General features: G+C 42.5%; 25 protein-coding genes. 9 read left to right on the forward strand and 16 right to left on the reverse strand.

Annotated elements, in window-relative coordinates; translation table 11 throughout:
* Nucleotides 1-20: 20 nt before the first annotated feature.
* A complete protein-coding gene (locus V7K73_RS09710; protein WP_334879363.1) occupies nucleotides 21-683 on the reverse strand; it encodes a cadmium resistance transporter in 663 nt (220 codons plus the stop codon).
* 549 nt (nucleotides 684-1,232) lie between these two features.
* On the opposite strand from V7K73_RS09710, the gene V7K73_RS09715 reads away from it, so the two are divergent.
* Entirely contained in the window at nucleotides 1,233-1,943 is a 711-nt protein-coding gene (locus V7K73_RS09715; protein WP_334879365.1) for a cadmium resistance transporter, read from the forward strand.
* A gap of 348 nt (nucleotides 1,944-2,291) precedes the next feature.
* Here the strand turns inward: V7K73_RS09715 and cysK are convergent, their stop codons facing one another.
* Nucleotides 2,292-3,254, reverse strand: a complete 963-nt coding sequence (cysK, locus tag V7K73_RS09720) for a cysteine synthase A (RefSeq protein ID WP_334879368.1) — start codon at nucleotides 3,252-3,254, stop codon at nucleotides 2,292-2,294.
* 18 nt (nucleotides 3,255-3,272) lie between these two features.
* Nucleotides 3,273-3,743, reverse strand: coding sequence for an RrF2 family transcriptional regulator (locus V7K73_RS09725; RefSeq protein ID WP_196523857.1), 471 nt, complete (start codon nucleotides 3,741-3,743; stop codon nucleotides 3,273-3,275).
* Between the two features lie 226 nt (nucleotides 3,744-3,969).
* Here V7K73_RS09725 and cysE point away from each other — a divergent pair, with 226 nt between their 5' ends.
* Nucleotides 3,970-4,695 carry a serine O-acetyltransferase gene (cysE, locus tag V7K73_RS09730; RefSeq protein WP_334879373.1) on the forward strand — a complete coding sequence of 242 codons (726 nt, stop codon included), beginning with the start codon at nucleotides 3,970-3,972 and terminating at the stop codon, nucleotides 4,693-4,695.
* 210 nt (nucleotides 4,696-4,905) lie between these two features.
* Nucleotides 4,906-5,496, forward strand: a complete 591-nt coding sequence (locus tag V7K73_RS09735) for a Crp/Fnr family transcriptional regulator (RefSeq protein ID WP_334879375.1) — start codon at nucleotides 4,906-4,908, stop codon at nucleotides 5,494-5,496.
* Nucleotides 5,497-5,502: 6 nt separating this feature from the next.
* On the opposite strand, the gene V7K73_RS09740 is transcribed toward V7K73_RS09735, so the two are convergent.
* From V7K73_RS09740 to V7K73_RS09750, 3 genes are all read right to left on the reverse strand, one after another.
* The gene (locus V7K73_RS09740; RefSeq protein WP_334879377.1) at nucleotides 5,503-5,841 is read right to left on the reverse strand and encodes an NIL domain-containing protein; all 339 of its coding nucleotides are present in this window, start codon (nucleotides 5,839-5,841) and stop codon (nucleotides 5,503-5,505) included.
* A 336-nt stretch (nucleotides 5,842-6,177) separates the two neighbouring features.
* Entirely contained in the window at nucleotides 6,178-6,495 is a 318-nt protein-coding gene (locus V7K73_RS09745; protein WP_334879379.1) for an NIL domain-containing protein, read from the reverse strand.
* Between the two features lie 75 nt (nucleotides 6,496-6,570).
* Complete coding sequence (locus tag V7K73_RS09750) at nucleotides 6,571-6,828, reverse strand: NIL domain-containing protein (RefSeq protein ID WP_334879381.1); 258 nt, start codon at nucleotides 6,826-6,828, stop codon at nucleotides 6,571-6,573.
* Between the two features lie 435 nt (nucleotides 6,829-7,263).
* Between V7K73_RS09750 and V7K73_RS09755 the strand changes: the two genes are divergently transcribed.
* Complete coding sequence (locus V7K73_RS09755) at nucleotides 7,264-7,443, forward strand: hypothetical protein (protein WP_334879383.1); 180 nt, start codon at nucleotides 7,264-7,266, stop codon at nucleotides 7,441-7,443.
* Nucleotides 7,444-7,603: 160 nt separating this feature from the next.
* On the opposite strand, the gene V7K73_RS09760 is transcribed toward V7K73_RS09755, so the two are convergent.
* The 4 genes from V7K73_RS09760 to V7K73_RS09775 form a co-directional block, all read right to left on the reverse strand.
* Entirely contained in the window at nucleotides 7,604-7,870 is a 267-nt protein-coding gene (locus V7K73_RS09760; RefSeq protein WP_322676627.1) for an NIL domain-containing protein, read from the reverse strand.
* A gap of 149 nt (nucleotides 7,871-8,019) precedes the next feature.
* The gene (cysW, locus tag V7K73_RS09765; RefSeq protein WP_334879387.1) at nucleotides 8,020-8,895 is read right to left on the reverse strand and encodes a sulfate ABC transporter permease subunit CysW; all 876 of its coding nucleotides are present in this window, start codon (nucleotides 8,893-8,895) and stop codon (nucleotides 8,020-8,022) included.
* Nucleotides 8,882-9,703 (reverse strand): sulfate ABC transporter permease subunit CysT, encoded by an 822-nt coding sequence (gene cysT / locus V7K73_RS09770; RefSeq protein WP_334879429.1) that lies wholly within the window; start codon nucleotides 9,701-9,703, stop codon nucleotides 8,882-8,884. Before cysT ends, cysW begins: the two co-directional genes overlap by 14 nt.
* A 458-nt stretch (nucleotides 9,704-10,161) precedes the next feature.
* Nucleotides 10,162-11,304, reverse strand: coding sequence for a sulfate ABC transporter substrate-binding protein (locus V7K73_RS09775; RefSeq protein ID WP_334879389.1), 1,143 nt, complete (start codon nucleotides 11,302-11,304; stop codon nucleotides 10,162-10,164).
* 158 nt (nucleotides 11,305-11,462) lie between these two features.
* On the opposite strand from V7K73_RS09775, the gene V7K73_RS09780 reads away from it, so the two are divergent.
* Nucleotides 11,463-11,621: a hypothetical protein gene (locus V7K73_RS09780; RefSeq protein WP_334879391.1), complete on the forward strand. Its 159-nt coding sequence runs from the start codon at nucleotides 11,463-11,465 to the stop codon at nucleotides 11,619-11,621.
* Between the two features lie 404 nt (nucleotides 11,622-12,025).
* Here the strand turns inward: V7K73_RS09780 and V7K73_RS09785 are convergent, their stop codons facing one another.
* Together V7K73_RS09785 and purE are read right to left on the reverse strand one after the other, a co-directional pair.
* Nucleotides 12,026-12,805, reverse strand: a complete 780-nt coding sequence (locus V7K73_RS09785; protein WP_334879393.1) for a class II glutamine amidotransferase — start codon at nucleotides 12,803-12,805, stop codon at nucleotides 12,026-12,028.
* Between the two features lie 473 nt (nucleotides 12,806-13,278).
* Nucleotides 13,279-13,800, reverse strand: coding sequence for a 5-(carboxyamino)imidazole ribonucleotide mutase (gene purE, locus V7K73_RS09790; RefSeq protein ID WP_334879431.1), 522 nt, complete (start codon nucleotides 13,798-13,800; stop codon nucleotides 13,279-13,281).
* A gap of 85 nt (nucleotides 13,801-13,885) precedes the next feature.
* On the opposite strand from purE, the gene nagA reads away from it, so the two are divergent.
* Complete coding sequence (gene nagA, locus V7K73_RS09795; protein ID WP_334879395.1) at nucleotides 13,886-15,106, forward strand: N-acetylglucosamine-6-phosphate deacetylase; 1,221 nt, start codon at nucleotides 13,886-13,888, stop codon at nucleotides 15,104-15,106.
* 240 nt (nucleotides 15,107-15,346) lie between these two features.
* On the opposite strand, the gene V7K73_RS09800 is transcribed toward nagA, so the two are convergent.
* Together V7K73_RS09800 and V7K73_RS09805 are read right to left on the reverse strand one after the other, a co-directional pair.
* Nucleotides 15,347-16,471 (reverse strand): site-2 protease family protein, encoded by a 1,125-nt coding sequence (locus V7K73_RS09800; RefSeq protein ID WP_334879397.1) that lies wholly within the window; start codon nucleotides 16,469-16,471, stop codon nucleotides 15,347-15,349.
* Between the two features lie 372 nt (nucleotides 16,472-16,843).
* A complete protein-coding gene (locus V7K73_RS09805) occupies nucleotides 16,844-18,556 on the reverse strand; it encodes a putative bifunctional diguanylate cyclase/phosphodiesterase (protein ID WP_334879399.1) in 1,713 nt (570 codons plus the stop codon).
* 515 nt (nucleotides 18,557-19,071) lie between these two features.
* On the opposite strand from V7K73_RS09805, the gene V7K73_RS09810 reads away from it, so the two are divergent.
* Nucleotides 19,072-19,698, forward strand: a complete 627-nt coding sequence (locus V7K73_RS09810; RefSeq protein WP_334879401.1) for a hypothetical protein — start codon at nucleotides 19,072-19,074, stop codon at nucleotides 19,696-19,698.
* A gap of 402 nt (nucleotides 19,699-20,100) precedes the next feature.
* Here V7K73_RS09810 and V7K73_RS09815 read toward each other — a convergent pair whose 3' ends face one another.
* Together V7K73_RS09815 and V7K73_RS09820 are read right to left on the reverse strand one after the other, a co-directional pair.
* Nucleotides 20,101-20,784 carry a 5'-methylthioadenosine/S-adenosylhomocysteine nucleosidase family protein gene (locus V7K73_RS09815; RefSeq protein WP_334879402.1) on the reverse strand — a complete coding sequence of 228 codons (684 nt, stop codon included), beginning with the start codon at nucleotides 20,782-20,784 and terminating at the stop codon, nucleotides 20,101-20,103.
* 199 nt (nucleotides 20,785-20,983) lie between these two features.
* Nucleotides 20,984-21,112: a hypothetical protein gene (locus V7K73_RS09820; RefSeq protein ID WP_334879432.1), complete on the reverse strand. Its 129-nt coding sequence runs from the start codon at nucleotides 21,110-21,112 to the stop codon at nucleotides 20,984-20,986.
* Here V7K73_RS09820 and V7K73_RS09825 point away from each other — a divergent pair.
* Both V7K73_RS09825 and hpnA read left to right on the forward strand, forming a co-directional pair.
* Nucleotides 21,082-23,775, forward strand: coding sequence for an efflux RND transporter permease subunit (locus V7K73_RS09825; protein WP_334879404.1), 2,694 nt, complete (start codon nucleotides 21,082-21,084; stop codon nucleotides 23,773-23,775). The genes V7K73_RS09820 and V7K73_RS09825 overlap by 31 nt on opposite strands.
* 5 nt (nucleotides 23,776-23,780) lie before the next feature.
* Nucleotides 23,781-24,764 carry a hopanoid-associated sugar epimerase gene (hpnA, locus tag V7K73_RS09830; RefSeq protein ID WP_334879406.1) on the forward strand — a complete coding sequence of 328 codons (984 nt, stop codon included), beginning with the start codon at nucleotides 23,781-23,783 and terminating at the stop codon, nucleotides 24,762-24,764.
* Nucleotides 24,765-24,836: the final 72 nt, after the last annotated feature.

Consider the following 24,836-nt stretch of genomic DNA (forward strand, 5'->3'; position numbering starts at 1 on the left):
CATTCAACGTCCAACATTGATTAACTTCTTACCCAAGGTAGTAGAGTGAATGTACCTCGCTCATACATAATGAACAGACCCAAGCCAATTAACACAAAAGGTACGACAGCTTGACCGTAGCGATTTAAAATATTAGCAATGGTAGGTTGACGGCTTAAAAAATAAGCGATCGCACACCAAAGCCCTACCATGACAAAAAATATACTTAGAATCACTCCCAAGCTGGTAAGATCCTGACCAGCGAATAAAGGAATATATATACTAATATTGTCACCACCATTAGCGATCGTTACTGCCGCTACTTTATAGGTTTGGGGGTGTAAAATACTCAAAATAAAAGACAATACAGGGTTACTAGGTGTGGATTGGTTAAAATCACTACTGACTGTCTGAACTGTTGTAGTTTCTTGCTTTCTAAATACTAATTGTTGAATTCCAATAGCTATTGGTAGCAGTCCTAGCAATCCTATCCATTCTCGCTGTACGGACAATCCACCAAAAAAACTTGGTAAGCTAGCGATGATAATGGCTGTAAAACCCAGATATTGACCAAGCAAGATATGCCGCCGTCGAAAATTAACATCTACTTGTGAAAAAAATATTAACAAGATAATCATGTCATCAATGTTAGTGGCAATGAAGGCTATTATCCCTTCACTGAAGACCGTCCCTAGCTTACTCATGCTGAATTTTTAGAACCTACGATTTACCACCATACCAAATTAACTAATTCGTAATACCTCGACTTACTTCGACTACGCTCAGTACAGGTCGCTTGGCACAAGTAGGACTTACGCAAAAAACCTCTCAAACTCTTATTCCTCCGTGTCCTCTGCGTCTCTGTGGTTCGATTTTCCGTTACCTGTGCGTAAGTCCTGACAAGTTCGCAATACCTCGACTTACTTCGACTACGCTCAGTACAAGTCGCTCGGCACAAGTTCGTAATTATTCGGTTTAAATCCCCCACCAAATTATATTTTTTGGTGGTTTATAAGACATGCTTGCCCTGGTGAATGGAATAGAGCCTCCGGCACGCCTGCCGTAGGATGCCCAAAGGGCTGTAGGGCGAACGCGGCTACACAAACTCTCGTCCGCCTACGCTTATTCAAAGAATTTGAAACCCAGGATCGGTAGCTTTTGTCTGTATAGCCGCGATTTCTAATCGCCAGGTATATTTGCAAAGGTGAGATGCTCCCTGCAAGATAAAAGCATATCTATGTTTATCTGAAAATATGAACGAGTTTTTTACTGCGATTACTACAGGGGCGATCGCATTCATTGCCACTAACATTGATGATATTGTTATTTTATTATTGTTTTTTTCTCAAATAAATGCTACCTTTCGCCGCAGGCATATAGTTGCTGGTCAGTTTCTCGGTTTTACGGTTCTGTTAATTCTTAGTCTTCCTGGTTTATTTGGTGGGTTAGTTTTATCAAAAAACTGGATTGGATTACTTGGTTTAGTACCAATTTCCATCGGTATCAGTAGTTTAGTGAATCGGGAAGCAGATTCATCAAAAGAAGTTGTAGCTGCAACACAAGAAGCTGAAGCCTCAACAATTAATAGTTTTTTTTCTCCCCAAGCTTATAGTGTGGCAGCCGTTACAATTGCCAATGGTAGTGATAATATTAGTATCTATGTGCCTTTATTTGCTAGCTCTAACTTAAAGAGTTTTTTGGTAATTATCGGATTATTTTTTCTATTGTTAGGAGTTTGGTGCTATGTGGCATACAAATTAACTAACAACAAAGTCATAGCTGATATATTGACTCGCTACGTTAATAATCTTGTGCCTTTTGTTCTGATAGGATTAGGCGCTTTTATTGTATTAAAAAGTGAAGCTTTGAGTTTTATAAAGCTAGCTGCTAGTTGTTTGTGTTTGGTTATTTTAGTAAAAAATAATGAAGTTATAGATGAAATTGGTGAAAATTCTAGTAGATAATCAAGTCAATTTTAAATTTAGATGAAAAATCTAAATCTAAAAAATCGGTTTCCAGAAAAAGGATTGATCCGTGAGTGATATTAATTCACGAAAATTCTGATATATATAGATTTATCGTAAGGGCATGGCAAAGACAAGCCACTACCAAGGTATTTGTATCATTATTAAAGTGAAATGGTATGACAATATCAGGGATTTCCAATTAAAAAAATATTCAATTAATAATCGTAGGGTGCGTTAGGTTTAACGCCGTAATGCACCACTTAACAGATAATAGGTGTGTTACGCTGTCGCGTTAATACACCCTACTAGATAATTTATTTTTTAGAAATCCCTAAAATCTAAAAATTAAACTTTACTTAACCACTCATTCTCCTCTGGGTCTTTAAACAGTGAAGTACTGAGATAGCGTTCACCGAAGCTGGGCTGTATCATCACGATTAGACGACCTGCATTTTCTGGTCGTTGTGCTACTTGAATAGCAGCATATAACGCAGCACCAGTAGAAATCCCCGATAGTAATCCTTCTTCTTTTGCGAGACGACGACTATAAGCGATCGCCTCCTCATCTGCTACCTGAATCACTTCATCTACCAGTTCTGAACGGTAAATTGCTGGGACAAATCCCGCGCCGATACCTTGAATTTTGTGAGGGCCTGATTTACCGCCTGCTAATACTGGGCTGTTGCTTGGTTCAACTGCGATCGCTTGAAAACTTGGCTTCCGTTTTTTAATAACTTCTGAAACTCCAGTAATCGTCCCACCAGTACCCACTCCCGCTACGAGAATATCTACCTCTCCATCGGTATCATTCCAAATTTCTTCGGCTGTGGTTTCGGCGTGAACTTTTGGGTTAGCAGGGTTGCGAAACTGCTGCAACATATAAGCGTTGGGCGTTTTAGCTACAATCTCCTCTGCATGAGCGATCGCTCCTCGCATCCCTTCTACCCCTGGCGTTAACTCTAGTTGAGCGCCATAAGCTTTGAGCATCAATCGTCTTTCGTGGCTCATTGTGTCAGGCATCGTTAGAATGAGATGGTAACCCTTAGCGGCTGCTACCATCGCCAGCGCAATTCCTGTATTTCCAGAAGTCGGCTCTACTAAAACGGTTTTTCCAGGGTGAATTAAGCCTGCTTCCTCCGCCGCTTCCACCATACTCGCACCAATCCTGTCTTTGACAGAAGATGCTGGATTCATGCTTTCTAGCTTCACCACAATCTGAGCAACCGCTCCTGAAGCTTGGGGAATCTTATTTAATTGAACTAAAGGAGTTCGGCCGATTAACTCTGTGATATCTTTGGCTATCCGCATCTGGGTACTCCGTCGTGTCTAAATATAATACATCGGACTTTGCTGTGCGCGAGTTTCTCTTTCCTGGCACAAGTCTTGTAGTGTATAACGACCCAAAACTTCAATTGAGGCAGCGTTAGCTTGCTCCCAAACTTCATAAACCAGAGTCTTTTCTAGAGTCAAAGAGTCAGAGGTATCTTTCTCTTTGCGCTCGCCTTCTACCAAAGTGACAATTTCAAGTATTGTAATCTGCCAAGGTTCACGAGCTAAAACGAAACCTCCTTTAGAGCCGCGTTGACTCTGCACCACACCAGCACGCCGGAGGTTGGTCAAAATTTGTTCCAAATAGCGCTCAGGTATGGGTTGCTTGGCAGTGATCTCGCTCATGGTTAGAGGAAGCTTTTTTCCGTGGTGGCTTGCCAGTTCTAAGAGTGCTAGCAGTGCGTATTCCACTTTGGAAGACAAATCCAAGAGAGCGTAGTTTTGGCTATTCAAGACTGTACTCAACATACTACGGTGAATTGGGGGACTTATCGCAGTTTAGGCGAAATTAATTTTTTTCAAGTGTGGAATGTGATAGCATCCCACTTAACTACCCGCAAAAACACTTTATCCTATCGGCTTACCGTAGATTATTATCCTACACAATTCCCATAAATAACCTGATCTTTTAGTGGGAATTATCCTGAGTTTCTGTTTTCAGAGCCTCACTTACCAACGAAAACCTTAATAGAGTATGCTACTAACTGATTTGCGAACCATTTTTGAGCGTGATCCAGCAGCCCGTAACTGGCTAGAAGTATTGTTCTGTTACCCTGGACTCCAAGCTTTAGTGTTTCATCGATTAGCCCACTGGCTGTATAAAATTGGAATTCCTTTTATACCAAGGCTCATCTCTCATATTAGTAGGTTTTTAACCGGAATTGAAATTCATCCTGGAGCATTAATTGGCCAAGGAGTGTTTATAGACCACGGGATGGGAGTAGTGATTGGCGAGACAGCGATCGTGGGCGATCGCGCCCTAATTTATCAAGGTGTCACCCTTGGCGGGACAGGGAAAGAAACCGGCAAACGCCATCCAACTTTAGGCTCTGATGTAGTTGTGGGAGCGGGTGCAAAGGTATTGGGAAATATTCAAATTGGCGATCGCGTCCGTATTGGAGCCGGTTCTGTAGTGCTACGAGATGTCCCCAGTAACACTACCGTAGTGGGGATTCCAGGGCGCGTAACTCGTCAGAATAACTCGTCTACTAATCTTCTAGATCATGATAAAGTCCGCGACGTAGAAGCTGAAGTCATCCGCGCTTTATTTGAACGCGTCAAGGCACTAGAAAAACAGTTTGAGGAAGTGCAAAAATCAAGTTTGTCCCCAACACAGCTTGACGAGCAACCAACCGACAACCCTAAGAGCAAAAATTCTGATGGAATGATTGAAGATTTTCTTGATGGTGCAGGAATTTAATTTTGGGCATGGGGCAGGGGGCAGGGGAAAAATACTAACTCCTAACTCCTAACTCCTAACTCCCAACTCCTAACTCCTAACTCCTAACTCCTAACCCCTAACTCCTAACTCCTAACTCCTAACTCCCCTCTTTAAAATATTCATAGCCTCTCATAACCTGATATAAATATAATACTACGGTTAATTTATCGGAGAATAGTTTTATATAGCATGGTGGCTTTGTACACAACTTTATCTAGCTCAATAAGTAATAATACTAAAGAAGTTTTTGCCCGTAGGTCATTTCTGCCAGAGCATCAAAACGGACTTTGGAAGATTGAAACGGGTTTTATCAGGACTTTTACCTATCTAGAAGATGGTACAACCGTCGCTCTGGGATTGTGGGGACCTGGAGATGTCGTTGGTAAGGCTTTGTCAAAATTAGATCCTTACCAAATGGAATGCCTAACTAAAGTAGAGGCGACGGTTTTATCTCTAGAGGAATGGACTCAACTAACAGAAACTCTACTTACCCATATTCACCAGGCTCAAGAATTGATGGTTATTCGTAGCCATAAAAAAGTCGAAACCATGCTGATCAAGTTGTTGGCATGGTTATCTAAAAAGTTTGGTTCGGAAGTTGAAAAAGGACGTTTAATAGATATGCGTCTGACTCACGAAGACCTGGCAGAAATGCTTGGTTCAACTCGTGTGACTATCACTCGTATTCTTGGGCAGTTTGAGCAAGAGGGACTGATTGCTCGTCTTTCCTTGCATCGAATTGTGCTACGAGAAGAAGAAATTTGGTACTACGAAATTTAGATTATTTTAGCAAAACCAGCCATCGCCGTCAGCATTCGGCTTACCCACAATTCTTAGATTCAGGGATTCCAGGTAAGCCAGACCGCGAGAGATTTGTGCCTCTGTTCCCCGCAGTTCAATGTCAAAGTATGCTTCTTGATCTGTATTTGGTTGTAGCATAGCTTTAGTAATATTAACTACCAAGCCGTAAGGAGAAATTAACTGCGAAATCACAGGTATTTGCAGATAGCATTTAGGAATATATATCCGCAGACGAATTTGGGTGACTTGGCTTTTTGTGGAAACTGAAGAAACCAGTGATAATCTGGTTTGGGAATTGGTTTGATGGTTATTTAATGCTGCCATTGGATAGTGACTATTTTATAAATTAGCGACGCCGAATAGCCCGTCGAAGACATCGCTATAAAGAACTTTCAAATAAAAAATACCCACAAAACTGGGCAAAAAACTCTCTCCTCCTTAGGGAGCATCCCGTCAGGTGCAAAAACCTTGATAGCCCTCATCCCCTAACCCCTTCTCCCATCTTTGGGATTCGGGGAACTAGAATTATGTCTCCCCTCTCCCACATTACGGGAGAGGGGCTGGGGGTGAGGGAATGCTCAACGCTCTTAACCCGCGCCCGCAACTTCTCTCTGTGTCTCTTGTAGTTCGTTTATTTGAGGAATTATTTATTGTCAGTCCCTAAACGCTAGACAAATCCAACCAAATTGATAGCCCCAGTTTTTCTAAATAACTCAGGCTAGAGTAGAGTTGTTTTGTTCTCCCCCACAAATCCAAATCAAACCAGCCGTCATCTTCGGTATCGGGTTGAAGTCTAGCACTGGTGATATTGACTGTTAGTCCATAACGAGAAACTAACTCGGAAATTACCGGTTCCTCGTAATAAGATTTTAAGACGCACAGTTGCAAGCGCAATCGACTGGTTTGACCGAGAGAAATCCATTGCTGGAATTGTTCTTGCCATTGATTTGTCAGCCATGCAGAGTCTTTAGGACTCATGCTAGCTGGATGTGGGAAAATTAAAGAGGGCTGGTTGGGTTGAATTTGGGTAGCGATGTCTACGACGGGCTACGCCTACGCTAATTCCAGCAAATTCACTCCCAATCCTTGCAAGTAAGATAGGCTATTTGTCAGTTTTTGGGGATTTCCCGAAAGTTCCAAGTCAAACCACCCATCGCTGTCACTGTCGGATGTCAAGGATGCAGCTTTGATATTGACGGTTAAACCATAACGAGACACCAGCCGTGAAATTACAGGTTGCCTGTGATACCTCTGAGGCACGAGAATTCGACTGTGGACTGAAGCCGCTTCTACAGATTTACTCTGAGACATCAGATTAATTCCCAATAGCGATACCTACGGTGGGCTGTGCCTACGCAATCCTTGGGTTCGACAGAGAATCTTGCTGATGCCCTGCCTGGTTGGATGTCGGCCCCATAGAGATTTTCATCTTTTTGGCTTTTATTTAACTACGGTAACTCTATCGATTTAATAGATTTAATTGTTATGTAAAATATTTTACCACAAAAATCAGAAAAAACAATGGGTAAATTCACCTCAAGCTGCTCACTTTACGTAGAGCAGCTTGAGGTGAAAGCGGTAGTACATAAATTAGACATATCAATAACACCAGATTGACATCAACTAAATTAAACCTTTTGGAAAAAGCAGCAGTCTAAATTTATAAATCAGTTAAATTACAGAATATGAACTCACGAAGAATTTAACTGACTTAATCCCAGATAGTTGAACAAAGGAAAACTAGTTATGAAACGGATGCTTGCAGGTATATTAGTTGCTTTACCACTGTTCATTACTGCTATGCCAAAACAGGCATCAGCATTAGTAATCAATCTTGGTGGGCATCATCATCAAAGATGGATTCCTGGGCATTGGGAGAGAATACATCATCGGAAGGTATGGATTCGCGGTCACTATCAACGTTAGTAATGAATTTAGCTAAATTCACAATCACCTCTATCCAATAATTTTTTTTAGATAGAGGTAGTGAATTAGCATAGTTTAAATTAAGGTAACTTTGGTGGATAAATAAGTTGGTAGTAAAGACTTTAGTCCTGATATTAACTACTGAAGTACTTACCCTTACTTACCAATCACTTGCTTTAGTGTCATCCCAGACTTCTAATTCCAAGTTGCGGAGATAGGTTAACCCGCTTTGAATTTGTGCATCTGTTCCTTGTAATTCCAGGTCAAACCAACCATCACCGACAGCATTTGCTCCTAAAATCGCTGCGGTGATATTCACAGTTAGTCCGTAGTCAGATACCAGGCGAGAAATTACAGGTTCCTGGTGATAGTCTTTAGGAATTCTTAGTCGAATTCGTTTGTTGGTAAGTGTATTGTCAGTAGCCATATCTGAATTATTTCAATCCCTGATCGGGATTGGTACACAACTACTCTTAACCCTAACGGTAATTTCCTGATAGGTACTAAGTAGATCGTACCATGTCCCATGATTTGCTTGTATCCTATTCAAAGGATAACTATAATCTTTTGATTTTTCTATTCAACATCTTTAATGCGGGTTTTCCGTTCCAGAATCTCCTTCAGCACTAAGGTTACTACTGCTAGCAAACCTAACAGTACAGCCGCAGAGAAGGCAGCTTCAGTTTCATATTGTTTGTAAGCGTCTTCTACAAACAGTGGTAGACTCTGGGTTTGGTCAGCAATGTTGCCAGATACCACCGAAACTGCGCCGAATTCACCCATTGCTCTGGCATTGGTCAAAATTAAACCGTAGAGTAAACCCCAACGGATACTAGGCAAAGTGACGCGCCAAAATATCTGCCAATCTTTTGCACCTAGAGTTCTAGCAGCTTCTTCTTGATCTTTACCAAACTCTTCTAAAACAGGAATTACTTCTCGCGCCACAAAGGGCATACTCACGAAGGCTGTAGCCAGCACCATACCTGGAAAGGCAAAGACAATCTTGATATCATGAGCCTGGAGCCAAGGCCCAAACCAGCCATTGCGTCCGTAAAGTAGCACAATCATCAATCCTGCGACTACGGGCGAGATGGAAAAGGGTAGGTCAATAATGCTCAAAACTACGGCGCGTCCAGGAAATTTATGACGAGCGATCGCCCAAGCTGCACATAAACCAAATACTGTATTTAATGGTAGAGAAATCACAGCTAATAACAGTGTTAACCAAGCTGCATGGAGAAAAGCTGGGCGCGTCAGGTTGGATAGAAACGGCCCAACTCCTTTGCTAAAGGCTTGGACAAAAACGTTAATTGCTGGGATATATTGAACTAGGGCTAAATAAGCGATCGCTATCCCTATTAAAACTATTGGCACCCAACTCTTTTGCTCTTTAACCTTGGGCGTATGTGTATCAGATGCAGATGAGTGAAAACTTGGCTTATCTACTGTCATATCGCCTCGCCCATGCTTGTAAGAAATTAATTGCTAATAGTAGTACCAATGAAATGGATAGTAAAACTATGCCAATTACTGTTGCACCAGAATAGTCATACTGCTCTAACCGTTGGAAAATCAACACAGGTGCGATCAAATCTTTATAGGGCGTATTGGAAGAAATAATCACAGTCGAACCATATTCCCCAACTGCACGAGAGAAACCCAAGGCAACACCAGTTAAAATTGTCGGAAATAAAGGTGGCAAAATCACTTTCCAGAAGGTCTGCCATTCAGAAGCACCCAGACACCAAGCGGCTTCTTCAATTTCATGTTCCATTTCCTGAAGCACGGGTTGCACAGTTCTCACGATAAAAGGCAGTGAGATAAATATCATTGCTACCGCTACTCCCGTCCGGGTAAAAGATACCTTAATTCCTAGTGGTGCTAGTAGCGAACCGATCCAGCCCTTATCGCTGTAAACTGTTGCCAGTGTTAACCCTGCTACCGAAGTTGGTAGTGCAAAGGGTAAATCTACTGTGGCGTCAATCAAGCGTTTTAAGGGAAAGTCGTAGCGAACTAGAACCCAGGCAATTAGAGTACCAAATACGCCATTGAGCAGGGCTGCAAGTATTGCTGTCACAAAAGTGACATTATAAGTGGCTAATGCGATATCACTGGTTGCGATCGCCCAAAATCTCGCCGGAGGTTCCGTACTCGCTTTCAGGAACATGGCAGCTATGGGGATAAACAACATCACTGTCAGGTATCCTATGGTGATTCGCCAAGTCCAGGGAACCTGCCCCAATTTCTTCCAGAATGGCATTTTGCGTTCAACTTCCACAGAAGGAGATACAGTCGTCACGTCGCTTCGCTCCGAATTCAAAAATCAAAAATCACGCATTCAAAAAAGTTTTTTGTTATACCAATTCTGTATGAAGATGCGCTAAACCATATTTAAGTAAGTGGGCGCAAATAATCATCACTGGTTCGTAGTTGCGCTTTAGCGCATCCGGATAAAGATGCGCTAAAGCGCAACTACGAGCCAAATACAGAGATTTTACTTTTCGTTACATAGTTTGGTTTTATCTTGCCTACCTACTTACAAGAAAGAAAAACGAACCGCAAAGTCCGCAAAGAACACAAAGAAAATTACAAATTAAGTAGGTGGGCATAATTAAATATAAGATCAAACCTCACCCTCAATCCCTCTCCAAAATATCGGAGAGGGAAGCCGGAGGCAGGGTGAGGTTTTATATTTAATTTGACCCACTTACTTACGAATTACTTTTTCTTGGCTTGAATCTGGTCAAAAATCGCTCCATCAGCGAAGAACTTCTTATTGATTCCATCCCAACCACCGAAGTCTGCAACTGTACCCAAAGTTTTCACTTTCGGAAATTTGTCTGCAACTTCTTTACTTAAGGTCAAAGTATCATCCGCCGGTCGGAATCCCAATCTTGCAAACTCCTGTTGAGCCTCTGGAGTATATAGATATTTGACAAAACCTTCGGCAACTTCACGCGTACCGTGCTTATCAACATTTTTATCTACCACTGCGATCGGATTATCGATAGATATATTCACATCAGGGATAATCGCAGTCAACTTTTCACCCTTTTGTTCTGCCAAGATAATCTCATTTTCATAGTTAATCAGGGCATCACCTTGACCCTGTTTGAAAAAGGCATCAGTAGCTTCACGAGCATCTTTAGTTAATAAAGGTACGTTTTTGTACACTTTGCTAACAAATTCAGTCGCTTTCGCATCATCTCCACCAGTTTTAATCACTGAATTCCAAAGAGCTAAGAAATTCCAGCGAGCGACTCCTGATGTTTTCGGATCGGCGGTAATTAGTTTGATACCGTCTTTAGATAAATCTTCCCAAGTCTTGATGTTTTTCGGATTTCCTGGACGGGTGACTAATGCTGCCACCGATTTCGAGACAATACCATTATTAGGAACTTCTTTTTCCCATCCTGGTTGAATTAATCCAGCCTTTTCAATCTTTGAAGTGTCTCCAGCTAGTGCCAAGTGGACAACATCTGCTTCCAAACCATCGATAACGGCGCGAGTTTGGGAACCAGAGCCGCCATAACTTTGCTTGAAGACGACAGTTTGGTTATGATCTTTCTTCCACTGTTCGACAAATTTAGGAATAATTGCTTCGTGAGCCGCTTTGGTAACTGCAAAGGAAACCAGAGTTAGTTCAACATTATCCTTAGTTGCAGCGATAGGAGTAGCACTAGGGCTTTGAGAGGAAGAATTATTCGCTGTTCCACCAGAGCAGGCGGCAAGCGCCACACTCAATACAGTCCCTGCTAAAAAGAGCGATACAAAGCTTTTGAGCGAATTTAGTCTGAACCGATACGTTCTATGTTCAGCGATCGCTTTTAACCTTTTCAGTGGGCGTTGCCACAAACTCATCCTATTTTCTCCGCTAAATCTACAGATAATTGATGGGAATACAGTTATATAGTGTTTATAATACTGGATGATTCCATGTATCTACTTGCAAACACCAAAAAACCTCACATTCTTTATCAAGAATATGGTGATTCTACCAGTTTTGTGAGGAATTAGAAATGTTTTTGTTTTCAACTATCAAGTTGCGACACCGAACAGCCCGCACAACTCTTGGAAACGCTTTGCTAACGGCTGCGTTCAGTGACCGCCGTAGGCATGGCAATTGGCTACCTGATGTATCAATTCAGAAGGCAGAAGTACGAAGGCAGCTATGCTGAAGGGAACCCACGTTTTTAAACGTGGGATTGATCTTGGACGCAAAGTTATCAACAGGAAACTAAATATAATAACCAAAAATCTTTAGTCTATAAAACTTACGCATTACATACGAAATGTAGGGGCAATTCATGAATTGCCCCTACGGTAAATCAGGGCTTTCACTGCCTTGAAAGCGTAAGTCCTGGTTCACTTTAGTAGACTTTAGTTAAAAGCCAAAGAACTTTAGTTCAGGGCGGGTGAGGAAGCCAACATTTAAGCTATTTATAGGCTTTTGTTGACACCGATTCTACACCTGGTGATGTAATGTTGTATCGCTTAACTATGAAAAACAAAACCCATTTAGAAAGTATCTAAATGGGAAAATTTCTGGTTAATTTTTAAATCCCTTAACAGGATCAGATTTTTAACTGAATGCATATTTCAGAGGCAGTCCATCCTGAAAAACAAGTAATTCTCCCGGTTGGATTTGTGTCCAAACTTCGTTGTCAGTGAGGGGTGTGGTAGCAATGACAGCGACGCGATCGCGTTCTGTAGTCACCTCTCGAAAATCTACCGTCATGTCTTGATCAATTAAATGGGCAGCTGCAAAGGGCGCTTGGCGGACAATGTAGCTGAGTTTGGTTGAACAATAAGCAAAAAGGTGGACTCCATCTGATAATAAGTAATTAAATATACCCAATTTTGCAATTACAGCAGTAATTTCTTGCAGTACAGGATACAGTTTTTTGATGTCAGGCTTACCCCCAGGAAAGCGCGATCGCAATGTTTCTAGCATCATACAGAATGCTTTTTCGCTATCGGTATCACCTACAGCTTGATAAAAGCCCAAATTTTCTGGTTCAAAATCTGGCAAATTACCGTTGTGGGCAAACACCCAATATTGACCCCACAATTCTCTACGGAAAGGATGGCAGTTGTGTAAGGCAACTTCACCCTGAGTAGCTTTGCGGATATGGGCTATGACATGGGTTGAGTGGATGGGATAACTCCGCACAAACTCTGCTACTGGAGAAGCAACAGAAGGTTGAGCATCTAAAAACATTCGACATCCCTTTCCTTCAAAGAAAGCAATGCCCCAACCATCGCTATGATCGTCCGTTTTTCCTCCCCGTGCAGAAAACCCTTCAAAAGAAAAGCAAATATCCGTTGGAACATTGCAATTCATTCCGAGCAATTGACACATGGATGTTGTCGCTCTACAATTTTTGACTACGGCCTCAAAATCAAGATACTTCAGAATGCTGCCTTGATTCTGGAGCGATCGCTTCAATCTTAGAATTTAAGCCTGAGATATTCCAAATAATCCCCAATAATCCCCAACAATTATAGGACTTAGGCATAAAGTACGAAATGTAGGGGCAATTCATGAATTGCCCCTACCAGTAATCAAGGCTTTCAGTGCCTTGAAAGCGTAAGTCCTAAATTAAACCACGTCTATCTTGAAACCTATAGTTCTTCCATGATGAAAAGGATTTGCCCTCATCCCCCAACCCCGAATCCTAAATCTGGGATTAGGGGAGCCAGAATTTCAAAGTCCCTCTCAAGCATTTGGGAGAGAGATTTAGGGAGAGGAATGAAAGCGGGGTTTTAAGAATAAGTCCCAGATGGCGTGAATTACGAATTACGAATTACGAATTACGAATTACGAATTACGAATTACTTAGACATTTGCTGTAAATATTGCTCGTAGCCTAATTCTTCTAGTTTTACTTGCTTTGCAATTACTGATTCACATAAGGTTTGGCGATATTGCTGTACTCTTTCTAGCAATTCTGATTGATGAGTTGCGAGAATTTGTACTGCTAAAAGTCCGGCATTTTTGGCATTACCGATCGCCACTGTTGCTACAGGAATCCCCGCAGGCATTTGTAAAATAGAATACAAAGAATCAACACCTTGTAAGTTACGGGTGGGTACAGGAACACCAATAACCGGAAGTGGAGTTAAAGACGCTACCATTCCCGGCAGATGGGCAGCACCACCGGCACCAGCAATAATTACTTTAATACCGCGTTGGTGTGCAAATTGAGCATATTGTACCATCCGTTCTGGGGTACGATGAGCAGAAACGATCGCCACTTCACTTTCAACGCCAAATTCTTCACAAACTGCGATCGCGTCTTTCATGGTAGGCAAATCGGAATCGCTGCCCATGATAATACCAACTAAGGGAGTCATAGAATTTTGGATTTTGGATTTTGGATTAATTACTGATTGTTGCATCTAAAATCGGGTCAGGTTTAATTATTCCCTAGCCAGTGTGATGAGCCAAGCAAGACAAAATCCTGTAGATATTATCAATGCTAGAGTGCCTGGTTACAAAGATTTGCAGATGCTCTTGGTTAATCAAGAGGGCATAATTGAGCAAATCTTGCCAATGGGTACGGTAGAGATGCACAGATGTACGTCTCTACTAGATGTAGCAGGTGACTGGATTTCTCTCGGCGGCGTTGATTTGCAAATTAACGGTGCGTTGGGTTTGGCATTTCCCGAATTGACGGCCCAAAATGCTCATATACTTCAGAAAATCTCACAATTTTTGTGGAATGTTGGGGTAGATGGATTTTTACCAACACTTGTGACAACTTCAATCGAAAATATTCAGCGATCGCTTGCTATTATTGCTGAAGTTATCGCCACTCAACAAGCTGGTGCCAAGATTCTGGGAGTACATCTAGAAGGCCCATTTTTGAATTTCCAAAAGCGCGGCGCACACCCAGCAGAGTATTTGTTACCCCTAACAATTGATCGGGTAAAGCGGGTTTTGGGTAATTATCCAATGCTCGTGAAAGTTATCACCTTAGCACCAGAATTAGATCCCACTGGTGAAGTAATTCCATATTTGCGTTCTCTAGGAATTACTGTCAGTTTAGGACATTCTCAAGCAACAGCCGCCCAAGCGCAACGTGCCTTTGAGGAAGGTGCAACGATGGTAACTCATGCTTTCAACGCCATGCCAGCATTACATCACCGCGAACCAGGATTATTAGGGGCAGCAATTACCTATCCTGATGTGATGTGTGGTTTTATTGCTGATGGTGAACACGTTTCGCCGACGATGCTGCAAATTTTACTTCGCGCTAGTAATTACGAAAAAGGGCTGTTCCTCGTCAGCGATGCCCTCGCACCTCTGGGGCTACCCGATGGGGTGTATCCTTGGGATACTCGGCAAATTGAAGTTAAAAAGGGTACGGCACGACTGCCAGATGGCACTTTGTCGGGGACTACTTTACCCTTATTGGTGGGAGTACAGAATTTGGTTAAGTGGGGAATTTGTGACGTAGAAAGTGCGATTTTACTAGCTACTAATGCACCGAGAAAAGCAATTGGTTTACCAGGAATTGTCAAGAGTCAACCCGCTAATTTATTACGCTGGCATTGGAATGATAGTACAAAAGAATTAACTTGGCAACGTGTTCTCACCGCAGAGATGGTGAAGAAGGCAGGAAGTTGGAATTTATCTGTTGCTCTTAACCCCATCTAATTCTAAAATCGGCAAAAGGAAAGGTTTTATGATCCCTTTCCCTTTAACCGTAGTAGGGGCAATTCATGAATTGCCCCAGAGCGCGTGTACTTTTGCATAACTCCTATTTAATTAGGACTTACGCAAGAGTTATGGAATAACGAACCGCAGAGGCACGGAGGACACAGAGAAATCAGAGTTTGAGAGATATTTTGCGTAAGTCTTATTAATTACGAATTACGAATTACAAATTAGTAATTATTATGCAGGGTTAGGTTGGGTTCGCCTTTGAAGTAGCTGAATAATTGCAGCTTTTTCTAAGATTCCAACTAGGACACCATTCTTACGAATCACGGGAAGCACAGATAGCTTTTGTTGTTCGAGTAGCTGCATGACTTCCAAAAGAGGTTGATCGGATTGAACTGTGGTAGATTCGGTAATTGGTCGCATGACTTGTTTTACTTGAGTTTCTGACCACAGTGCTGTAGGGATGGTTCGTAAATTATCAATAGCGATCGCACCTACTAATTGTCCATCATCATCAGTCACTAAGAACCGATGCCAGCTCTGCCCACTTATAACTCGCTCATCGGCAAACTCTCTCAGGGTAAGATTAGCAGATACAATCGGGCTATCATGGGTTACTGCATCTTCGGCTGTCAAACCTGTGAGTTTTTCTTGCACTCTGGCAAATTGAGCCGCATTACCAGCATTTCGCAACAAGAAGAAGCCAATTAACAAGTTCCAGAAGTTACCGCCGCTGCCAAATAATACTAGCGGAAGTACACCTGAAAGAATTGCTACCCAACCAAAGATTTGCCCAACTCGACTAGCAAAGGTCACACCTTTATAAGGATTGCCTGTAATTTTCCACACGATGGCTTTCAGTATATTTCCGCCATCTAAGGGCAAGCCAGGAATCAGGTTAAACAGGGCTAATGCCAAGTTAACAGAAGCTAAAACACCAAGAATTGCAGCTAACGGCCCTGATGCAGCAGTAGTAACACCAATAGCTGTAACGATACCACATAGTAGTAGGCTAACTAAAGGCCCTGCGATCGCTACCCAAAAAGCTTCACCTGGGGTTTTCGACTCTTTTTCTAAGCTAGCTAAACCACCAAATATAAACAGTGTGATAGATTTGACATCAATACCCTGACGAATCGCAACAAAACTGTGGCCTAATTCATGGGCGACGACAGAGGCAAATAACATCAGCGCAGTCATCAATCCTAGTAACAAAGCTAATCCCGCAGACAATTGGGGAAATTGTGCCGCCAGTCCACTGCTATAGCTCCAAGTTATTAAACCCAGAACTAAAAACCATGACGGATGGATATAGAAGGGAATTCCGAAGAGATTACCAACGCGAATTGTGCCATTCATGTCGTTCACCTTTGATTTCAGCTTCGAGAGGTTTGCTTATTGTCCTTCTCGATGTCTTTAGTGTAACGAAAGGTTAAGAGGTTTTAATCTTAATGGCGGTAGTGGTGTCCGTCTGTAAAGGTGCGGTTATTGGCAATGAGGAGCTAATGGGGTTAGGGGGCAGGGAAAGTTGTGGTGAAGTCCAGAAATTGGATAGTTTATTTTTTGGAGTTCTTCCAAATAAAAAAATAAGTAAGTGGGTCAAATTAAATATAAAACCTCACCCTCAATCCCTCTCCGATACTTTGGAGAGGGAAGCCGGAGGCAGGGCGAGGTTTTTTCTTACGACGTTTTATATCAAAATTAAAATGACTTTCTCGCTTAAACATCTACCTATGCTGCAATCGTCTCAATCTGCTGAGAAATTTTCTGCAACATCGGGGCAATTATATCAGCAGGGACAGGACGACTAAAGTAGTAACCCTGACCTTCCTCACATCCCTGCATTTTAAGGTAGTCAAGCTGTTCTTGGGTTTCTACACCCTCTGCCGTGATAGTTAACCGGAGGCTCTTTGCGAGGGCAATAATGGCATTGGTGACGGCAGCGCTATCAGGATTGGACATGACATCATGCACAAATGACTGATCAATCTTCAGTATATTTACAGGAAAGCGCTTCAAGTAGCTCAGGGAGGAATAACCGGTGCCGAAGTCGTCTAGAGCCAATAATATACCCAGTTCTCGTAATTTTTTTAAGGTTTTAATCGATCGCTCAATGTTACCCATCAAGAAGCTTTCTGTTACTTCTAGTTCGAGATCAGATGGTTGGAGTTCAGTCTCCTCAAGAATTTGGTTGATAACTTCAACCAGATACGGTTGTTCAAACTGTCGAGCTGACAGATTCACAGATATCCGAATTGGGGTAAATCCAGCAAGCTGCCAAGCACGGGTTTGAGCGCAAGCAGTTCTCAAAACCCATTCGCCAATTGGTACGATCGCACCATTGGCTTCTGCAATTGGAATAAACTTTACTGGAGAAATCATCCCTAAAGTAGGATGCTGCCAGCGAATCAACGCTTCCACACCTGTAATTTGCCCGCTATGTAAATCAACTAGAGGTTGATAATAAACCAGCATTTCGTTGCGCTCAAGCGCCCCATGTAATTCATTTTCTAATGTCAGTCGTTCCTGCAACTGAGCATTAATTTCTGGCGAATAGAATTGGTATTGGCTACGCCCTTGCTGCTTTGCTTGGTAAAGGGCTATGTGAGCCTGTTGCAAGAGTTGATCTACGCTATTGCGGTTGTTGATGCCATTGATTGTCATCCCAATGCTGGCGGTGATATGAATCAAGTTATCCTCAACAGAAAAAGGTTTGCTCAGGGTACTTAAGAGCAGCTGAGATAGCTTAATCAAACTTTCAATAGAATAAATCTCCATTCGGACAAGGGCAAATTCATCTCCACTCAAATGGGCAAGCATATCTGTTTGGGCTATGCAGGTTGATAACCTCTGGGCAACTGCTCTTAACAACAAATTTGTTGTCTCATGCTCCAATCCATGACTTATACCAGTGAAATCATCAATACTCAGCAAAAAGACAGCTACAAGGCGCTGGTTGTTTTCAGGTTTGGATAGGATTTCATGGAGGCGATCGCAGAATAAATCACGATTGGGCAATCCTGTCAAGTCATCATAATTACTGATGTAGTGAATTAACTCATCTAATTTATGAAGAGTTTGTGAGGTATCTGCCATCAATGTACCCGCTTCATCAGCAAATTCTGTGGGCAATTCAGGTAAGGTTTTGCTGTTGAGATAATTTTGCAATGTTGCAGATGTCAAAATAACCGGTTTGAGGAGATGGTTTAGTGCATAGAGGGTGACGGCTGTACCCGCTAACGTCGCCAACAGAGCAATTATCATAACTCGCGCCGCCATCTCCAAAGAATAGGAGTTTGAGATGACGAAACTCAGTAGTAAAGTCAAAAGTGGTACGTGAGTACCCAAAAATGCCACCAACATGATTTTAGCGGTGTAACTTTTCTTGAGCCATGCAAAATTAGCTAAGAACGAGTAGAGGTAGAGCTTCTGATTGAGTTTCATAAATGATGTTTGATAGTTGGTTAACTAGTTCCGAGCTATTCTGCTAAAAAAGGATTTTTGGTTCGCAATTTAGTGGAATAAGCTCTTATGGAACCCAACCCTGATAAGGTTATATATTATGCTTCCCAATTTTTTTTCTATTTAATATCTATAACGATAAAGTTTCTGTAAAACTTATTTTACAAACAATTTTATAATTAAAACTGACTTGTATTGATTGTTACACTGCCAGTAGTTATTAGAGACTATTTATAAAGGAATTCTTTTGTCGGGTATGTTACGGGTTTAGCCTTTAATAATGATCTTGGTAATAAAGTATCTGTTGTCGTTCAGTCAATGTAGGAAAAGGCTAAATGCAATGTATTAATGAGTACAGTTTAGCCTTAACCCAAGAGTATTGCTTCATAAAAACTTTAAATAAAACAATTTCTATTTTCAGTATTGTACTAGTGGAAGTTTTGCTCAAACCAGGATTATTTGCAATTTCTTAAGTCAAAAAAACGAAGGTTTTCTCCATGAAAGTTCAACAATTTTCTGTCTTGCTGGCAACGGTGGCTTTTTCATCGATTCCGTTGATGTTTTCTGTCTCATCAGCTCAGGCCGCAGACTTCATATTCAACGGGAGTTTCACTAACGGCTATTCCGCCCAAGGCTCATTTACGACGAAAAGTGGTACTTTGCCTTCTTTCTCAGAAAGTAATCCTAATTTTCCATCAGTTCCATTCACAACTCAATTTTTACAATCTACGTCCCTATCAATTTTCGACTCCACCAATACACTTCTTCAAAGTGGTAGTGAGGCTATAAACGGCATCTCAACTAATGCATTTTTGCGTTTGGATTACGATAACTCTCTAACTCCTAACCTTCTAGCATTAAATATTAACACGGAGTCGCCTAGTCAGAATCCGTACTACTTCATCGGGAATAACGTCGATCCCAGTGGTACTTTTGTTGCAGCAGGTAGCACTGATTACAACCTCTTTCTGTATAACAGAGATACTGATATCTATACTTTCTTAGGTTCAACTACTAGCATTCAGGTATCACCCGTCCCTGAATCTTCTGCGGTAATCGGTCTACTGGGACTTGCCGCTCTCGGTGTGGCTTCTGGTGTTAAATCTCGTTTATTTAAGGAATAATTCAAGTTTTTGGGGATTAAAACTCAAAAATTATCTGAATTAGTTGCAATGGCTACTTTTTAATCCATTTCGCTCGCATTTACAGTCGGGTCCGTCAGAGTAGGTGGGGAGCATCCGAATGAGTGCTTAAATCTTTTCCCTCACCCCCAGCCCCTCTCCCTTCAGATGGGAGAGGGGAGACATAATTCTAGTTCCCCGAATCCCATATGATGGGGGATAGGTTAGGGGATGAGATGAGGGCAAACACAAAGTTTTTGCACCTGACGGGATGCTCCCGGGTAGGTGTAATTGCTAGCGGAGCTTTTTCTGCGGCTAATGCGGCACAATTTAATCCTTTCTAAACATCCTCATAATGGCTTTTGACTACCCTACGGGTAAGTGTGCAATTAAAAACGCAACAGATTATTCGAGTTTATTGCCAGAAAAGAGCCGATTTGTAACTTGCTCTAAAACCTTTAATGCTGTTAATGAACCTCGAATCAGCCGCGTCGCAGCAAGAGGTTGTCGAAGCATTGCGATCGCTAACTCAAAAGGCTTTAATGAGCCATCATTAATTGCTGGTGTCAGATCGGGGATATTATGCTGACAATCGTCGCTGACTACTCGCAGCATTGCCACCTCCACCCCAGCTGCATTGAAAAACTCTAGGGCAGTAAACCCTTCCATATCAACAACATCAGCCTTGAATGTCTCACCCAAACGGCGTTTTTCGGCAGCAGACCAAATCAGGCGATCGCTTGTTAGGCACTTGACTAATGAAGCTTTTTGTGATATATCAGAGTGTAATTGTGTTGTGAAAGGGCGATCGCATTCTTGCAGTTTTCCAGGGTAAATACAATCTTGATACAAGACAATATCACCAACTGTATAGCGATCGCTCAAGCTGCCACAGATACCCATAATCAGCACCCTGGATGGAGCTAAAAATTGTCCTTGTTGTAGGTATTTAAGTAAAGGCTTCATCCCAACAGGTATGGCTACTATGGTTGGGATCGAACCAGTAACGCCACGTAATCCGCGACAGACAGCTTTATATTCTGCTCCCTGAGGTACCAGAATTGTGTTGATGGGCAAAAAATTAGGCACTAGCCCTCTCGACAGTTTCAAGTTTGCGTTTGGGTAGAAGTAGGCGAGCTTGGCAAAATTTTCTCTACCTTAAAGAGCGATGTCTACGATGGTCACTGAGCTTGTCGCAGTTTGTACTCCGACAGAATAATTCCTGATGCTCGACAGAACCAAGTTTCAATTCTGTATTAAAAATTTTGCCACATCTGGGTCACAATAACTAATATTGCCGTTTTGTGACCATCAAAACTCGCAAACCGAAGGTGATTGCTGTAGCATGACTAAATAATTGTGTCACCCACACGATAATTTTCCAAGATGGTAAAGCTTCATAACTCCAAATCCGCACGAGAACTCTTCAATATTTCCAAATTGGCGATTCAATTTTCGTGGCTGACGGTGAGTTTTTGGATTGCCGTAACGGTAGCTGGTGTTCTGGCTTTCAGTTCCCTCAAGTATGCTTTGTTTCCAGATATTACCTTTCCAGTAGTGGTTGTGAATGCTACAGCCCCCCTGACAACTGCTCTGGATACCGAGGCGAAGCTTACTAAACCTTTAGAAGAACGCCTCCACTCCCTAAAAGGACTGGAGAAAATCCGCTCATCCACTTATCCTAGTCAAACAGCCGTTAGCCTTGCTTTTGCCGTTGGGACGAATTTAGAAACATCGACTAAACAAGTCGAAACTGCCCTTAAGCAGTTGACTCTACCTCAGGGAGGGACTTCTAAGATTATTCCCCTGAATTTAAACGAGTCAGCCGCCATTAGCTATGCCATAGAGAGTTCGACACGGAATCTTACAGATTTGACAAAGTTGGCGAAAGACGAGATTGTGAGTGCGATCGCTAAACTGCCAGGTGTCCTGAAAGTCTCACTGTTAGGTGGTGCTACTGCAACTCCTCCCCTAAATCCATCTAATATAAGTGCAGCTATCCCTGAAGGAGGGGCAACATTAGTCCGGTTTAATGGGCAAGATGCACTCGCATTTCAGGTAATCAAACGCGGTACTGCTAACACCTTAGAAGTAGTGAGTCGAGTTGAAAAAGAAGTCCAAAGACTGCGCTCTAGTCTGAAGGATGTCAAACTCACTTTAGCTGCCACTCAAGCAGAATATATCCGTCGAGCCACACAGTCAACTATCGATGCGCTGATGGAAGCAGTCTTGTTATCCATCATAGTAATTTTTCCTTTTTTATGGAATTGGCGAGCCACCCTAATCTCTGCCTTAGCGATTCCTACGTCATTGTTGGCGACATTTATCGTTATGGCGATTTTCGGCTTTAACCTGGAAACAATTACCCTGCTGGCTTTAGCCTTGGTGATTGGTAGTATTGTTGATGATGCGATCGTAGATGTGGAAAACATCATGCGACATGTAGAAGATGGAGAAACTCCTCGCCAAGCCGCGCTTTTAGCTACAAATGAGATTGGGTTGACAGTCACCGCCGCCACCTTGACAGCAGTAGCGGTTTTTCTGCCAATAGGTTTGATGGGTGGGGTAATCGGTCAATTCTTCAAGCCTTTTGGCATTACAGTTTCAGCCGCAATGCTTGCTTCAATGCTAGTTGCTCGGACTTTATCTCCAGTTCTGGCTATTTACTGGCTCAAACCTAAATCCTCACTCTCAGAGCATCGGGAAGCAAAAATCTGGGTAGCGTTTACCCAATCTTACAGAAACTTGCTAAGTTGGTCTTTGAATCACCGCAAGATAGTTATCGGGTTAGCTGTCCTCAGCTTCATTGTAGGTATAGCACTAATTCCACTAATTCCCAAAGGCTTTATTCCCAAACTCGATCGCGGCGAATTTAATATTGCTTATACCGCTCCTTTACCGAGTATCCCCGATTTAGAAAGTAGGGGAGATGAGCAAGTAGGGGGAGATGAGGAAGTAAGGGGAGATGAGGAAGTAACATCCCCCTCCCCAATCCCCAATCCCTTAACCGATTCTCTTGAGGTTGCAAAGAAACTAGAAGAGGTTGTGAGAAAATCACCGACAGTTGAAACGGTATTTACCACTGTTGGTTCTCGTGAAGGTGAGCCGAACAAAGGGATACTATATATAAAATTAAAGCGCGATCGCTCAATCACCACTGCCGAACTACAAGACCAATTCCGCTCCTCATTACCTGCTCTTTCTGGAGTAACTACCAGTGTCGAAGATATTCAATTTGTCGATTCTGGCGGTCAAAAACCCCTTGAAATAGCTTTACGCGGTAACGATCTCCAAGCCTTGAGCAAAGCAGTCAAGACAATTAAAGAAAAAATTCAGAGAATACCCGGATTCGCCGATGTCACAGTTACAGGTGAAACAAATCCACAGGGTACGGTTTTTCAAATCGAGCATCTGAATAATCAGCGTGTGGCATACATCAGTGCTAATCTTGGCAAGAATCTATCCTTGGGTGATGCTACTGACAAAGTGTTAGCTGAAGCTAAGGCGGTGTTACCCCCTAATGTTTCCTTAAATTTAGGAGGAGACTCTGCTAGCCAAGGCGAGGTTTTTAGCAGTTTTGGCAGTACTTTAGCTCTATCTGCCCTGTGTATTGTCATAGTACTATTTTTGCTGTTCAAAAGCTGGGTAGACCCTCTGGTGATTGGTTTCTCTTTGCCTTTAGCACTAGTAGGGGCAATGTTGGCACTACTAATTACCAAGAGTGACTTTGGGATGATCTCACTGATCGGTTTCGTCTTTTTGCTCGGTCTGGCAAATAAAAATGCTATTTTGCTGGTGGATTACATCAATCAGTTACGCAACGCTGGCTTAGACCGTACCGAGGCAATCCTGAACACCGGACAAGTGCGCCTCAGACCAATTATGATGACCACCGCCGCCACTATTTTAGGGATGCTACCGATCGCTTTGGGTTTGGGCGCTGGTTCAGAATTGCGATCGCCTATGGCTGTTGCGATCGCAGGTGGACTCGTAACTTCAACTATCCTCAGTTTGATTGTTGTGCCGGTATTATACACCATTTTGGATGATTGGTTTCCTCGATTTAAGAAGAAGGATTAAGCTTAATGCAGGTTTTTGTCACAGGGGGTACGGGTTTTATTGGTGCCCACTTGGTACGGTTGTTACTCCAACAGGGATATGATGTCAAAGCCCTAGTCCGCTCAAGCAGCAATCTGGAGAATCTCCGAGGTTTGGAGGTGGAAATTGTCAAAGGCGATTTGAACTCACCAAATCTCTGGCAACAGATGAGAGGTTGTCAATATTTATTTCATGTGGCAGCCCATTATTCCCTCTGGCAAACAGACCGGGAGTTACTTCACCATAACAATGTCCTGGGTACGCGCAATGTATTGGCAGCAGCCCGCCAAGCTGGCATTGAGCGCACCGTTTATACTAGTTCAGTAGCGGCAATTGGGGTAAGATCATCTGGGGAAGTTGTGGATGAAACACATCAGAGTCCCTTAGAAAAGTTGGTTGGTGACTACAAAAAGTCTAAATTTTTGGCTGAACAAGAAGCCATGCAAGCCGTTGCTAAAGGTCAAGAAGTAGTTATAGTCAATCCCAGCAGCCCAATTGGGTCGTTGGATATCAAACCTACCCCAACAGGTGATATAATAGTACGGTTTTTACGAAGGCAAATGCCCTTTTACTTAGATACTGGTTTGAATTTTATCGATGTGCGGGATGTGGCATGGGGACATTTACTGGCTTTGCAACGGGGTAAATCAGGCGATCGCTATATCTTAGGTAATCAAAACCTCAGCCTCAAGGAACTACTCGAACAACTCGCCGATATCACAGGTTTAACCGCACCTCAACGAACAGTACCGACTTGGTTACCCCTTAGTGTTGCCTGGGTTGATGAAAAGATTCTCGCACCCTTGGGGAAATCGCCCTCAGTGCCATTGGATGGCGTTCGGATGGCGAAACAACCTATGTATTACAATGCCGCTAAGGCTGTACGAGAGTTGGGTCTACCTCAATCTCCCTTAAAAGCGGCACTCAAGGATGCTGTAGATTGGTTTGTTGCTCATGGGTATGTTAAATGAGAAATATAGCAGTCAGGGCGGTTAGAAACCACATCTATACAGGCAAAACCCACCTCCGTGGGTTAAAAACCT

Source organism: Nostoc sp., assembly GCF_036916975.1.
Taxonomy (GTDB): domain Bacteria; phylum Cyanobacteriota; class Cyanobacteriia; order Cyanobacteriales; family Nostocaceae; genus Nostoc.

Coding starts and splice junctions, on each gene's coding strand:
- V7K73_RS09710 (WP_334879363.1), bottom strand. CDS start 683: ATGAGTAAGCTAGGGACGGTCTTCAGTGAAGGGATAATAGCCTTCATT.
- cysE (WP_334879373.1), top strand. CDS start 3,970: ATGCTACTAACTGATTTGCGAACCATTTTTGAGCGTGATCCAGCAGCC.
- V7K73_RS09715 (WP_334879365.1), top strand. CDS start 1,233: ATGAACGAGTTTTTTACTGCGATTACTACAGGGGCGATCGCATTCATT.
- cysK (WP_334879368.1), bottom strand. CDS start 3,254: ATGCGGATAGCCAAAGATATCACAGAGTTAATCGGCCGAACTCCTTTA.
- V7K73_RS09745 (WP_334879379.1), bottom strand. CDS start 6,495: ATGAGTCCTAAAGACTCTGCATGGCTGACAAATCAATGGCAAGAACAA.
- V7K73_RS09735 (WP_334879375.1), top strand. CDS start 4,906: ATGGTGGCTTTGTACACAACTTTATCTAGCTCAATAAGTAATAATACT.
- V7K73_RS09780 (WP_334879391.1), top strand. CDS start 11,463: ATGTTTTTGTTTTCAACTATCAAGTTGCGACACCGAACAGCCCGCACA.
- V7K73_RS09825 (WP_334879404.1), top strand. CDS start 21,082: ATGGTAAAGCTTCATAACTCCAAATCCGCACGAGAACTCTTCAATATT.
- nagA (WP_334879395.1), top strand. CDS start 13,886: ATGAGCCAAGCAAGACAAAATCCTGTAGATATTATCAATGCTAGAGTG.
- V7K73_RS09760 (WP_322676627.1), bottom strand. CDS start 7,870: ATGGCTACTGACAATACACTTACCAACAAACGAATTCGACTAAGAATT.
- cysT (WP_334879429.1), bottom strand. CDS start 9,703: ATGCCATTCTGGAAGAAATTGGGGCAGGTTCCCTGGACTTGGCGAATC.
- V7K73_RS09775 (WP_334879389.1), bottom strand. CDS start 11,304: ATGAGTTTGTGGCAACGCCCACTGAAAAGGTTAAAAGCGATCGCTGAA.
- V7K73_RS09785 (WP_334879393.1), bottom strand. CDS start 12,805: ATGTGTCAATTGCTCGGAATGAATTGCAATGTTCCAACGGATATTTGC.
- hpnA (WP_334879406.1), top strand. CDS start 23,781: ATGCAGGTTTTTGTCACAGGGGGTACGGGTTTTATTGGTGCCCACTTG.
- V7K73_RS09800 (WP_334879397.1), bottom strand. CDS start 16,471: ATGAATGGCACAATTCGCGTTGGTAATCTCTTCGGAATTCCCTTCTAT.
- purE (WP_334879431.1), bottom strand. CDS start 13,800: ATGACTCCCTTAGTTGGTATTATCATGGGCAGCGATTCCGATTTGCCT.
- cysW (WP_334879387.1), bottom strand. CDS start 8,895: ATGACAGTAGATAAGCCAAGTTTTCACTCATCTGCATCTGATACACAT.
- V7K73_RS09750 (WP_334879381.1), bottom strand. CDS start 6,828: ATGTCTCAGAGTAAATCTGTAGAAGCGGCTTCAGTCCACAGTCGAATT.
- V7K73_RS09725 (WP_196523857.1), bottom strand. CDS start 3,743: ATGTTGAGTACAGTCTTGAATAGCCAAAACTACGCTCTCTTGGATTTG.
- V7K73_RS09805 (WP_334879399.1), bottom strand. CDS start 18,556: ATGAAACTCAATCAGAAGCTCTACCTCTACTCGTTCTTAGCTAATTTT.
- V7K73_RS09810 (WP_334879401.1), top strand. CDS start 19,072: ATGAAAGTTCAACAATTTTCTGTCTTGCTGGCAACGGTGGCTTTTTCA.
- V7K73_RS09740 (WP_334879377.1), bottom strand. CDS start 5,841: ATGGCAGCATTAAATAACCATCAAACCAATTCCCAAACCAGATTATCA.
- V7K73_RS09755 (WP_334879383.1), top strand. CDS start 7,264: ATGAAACGGATGCTTGCAGGTATATTAGTTGCTTTACCACTGTTCATT.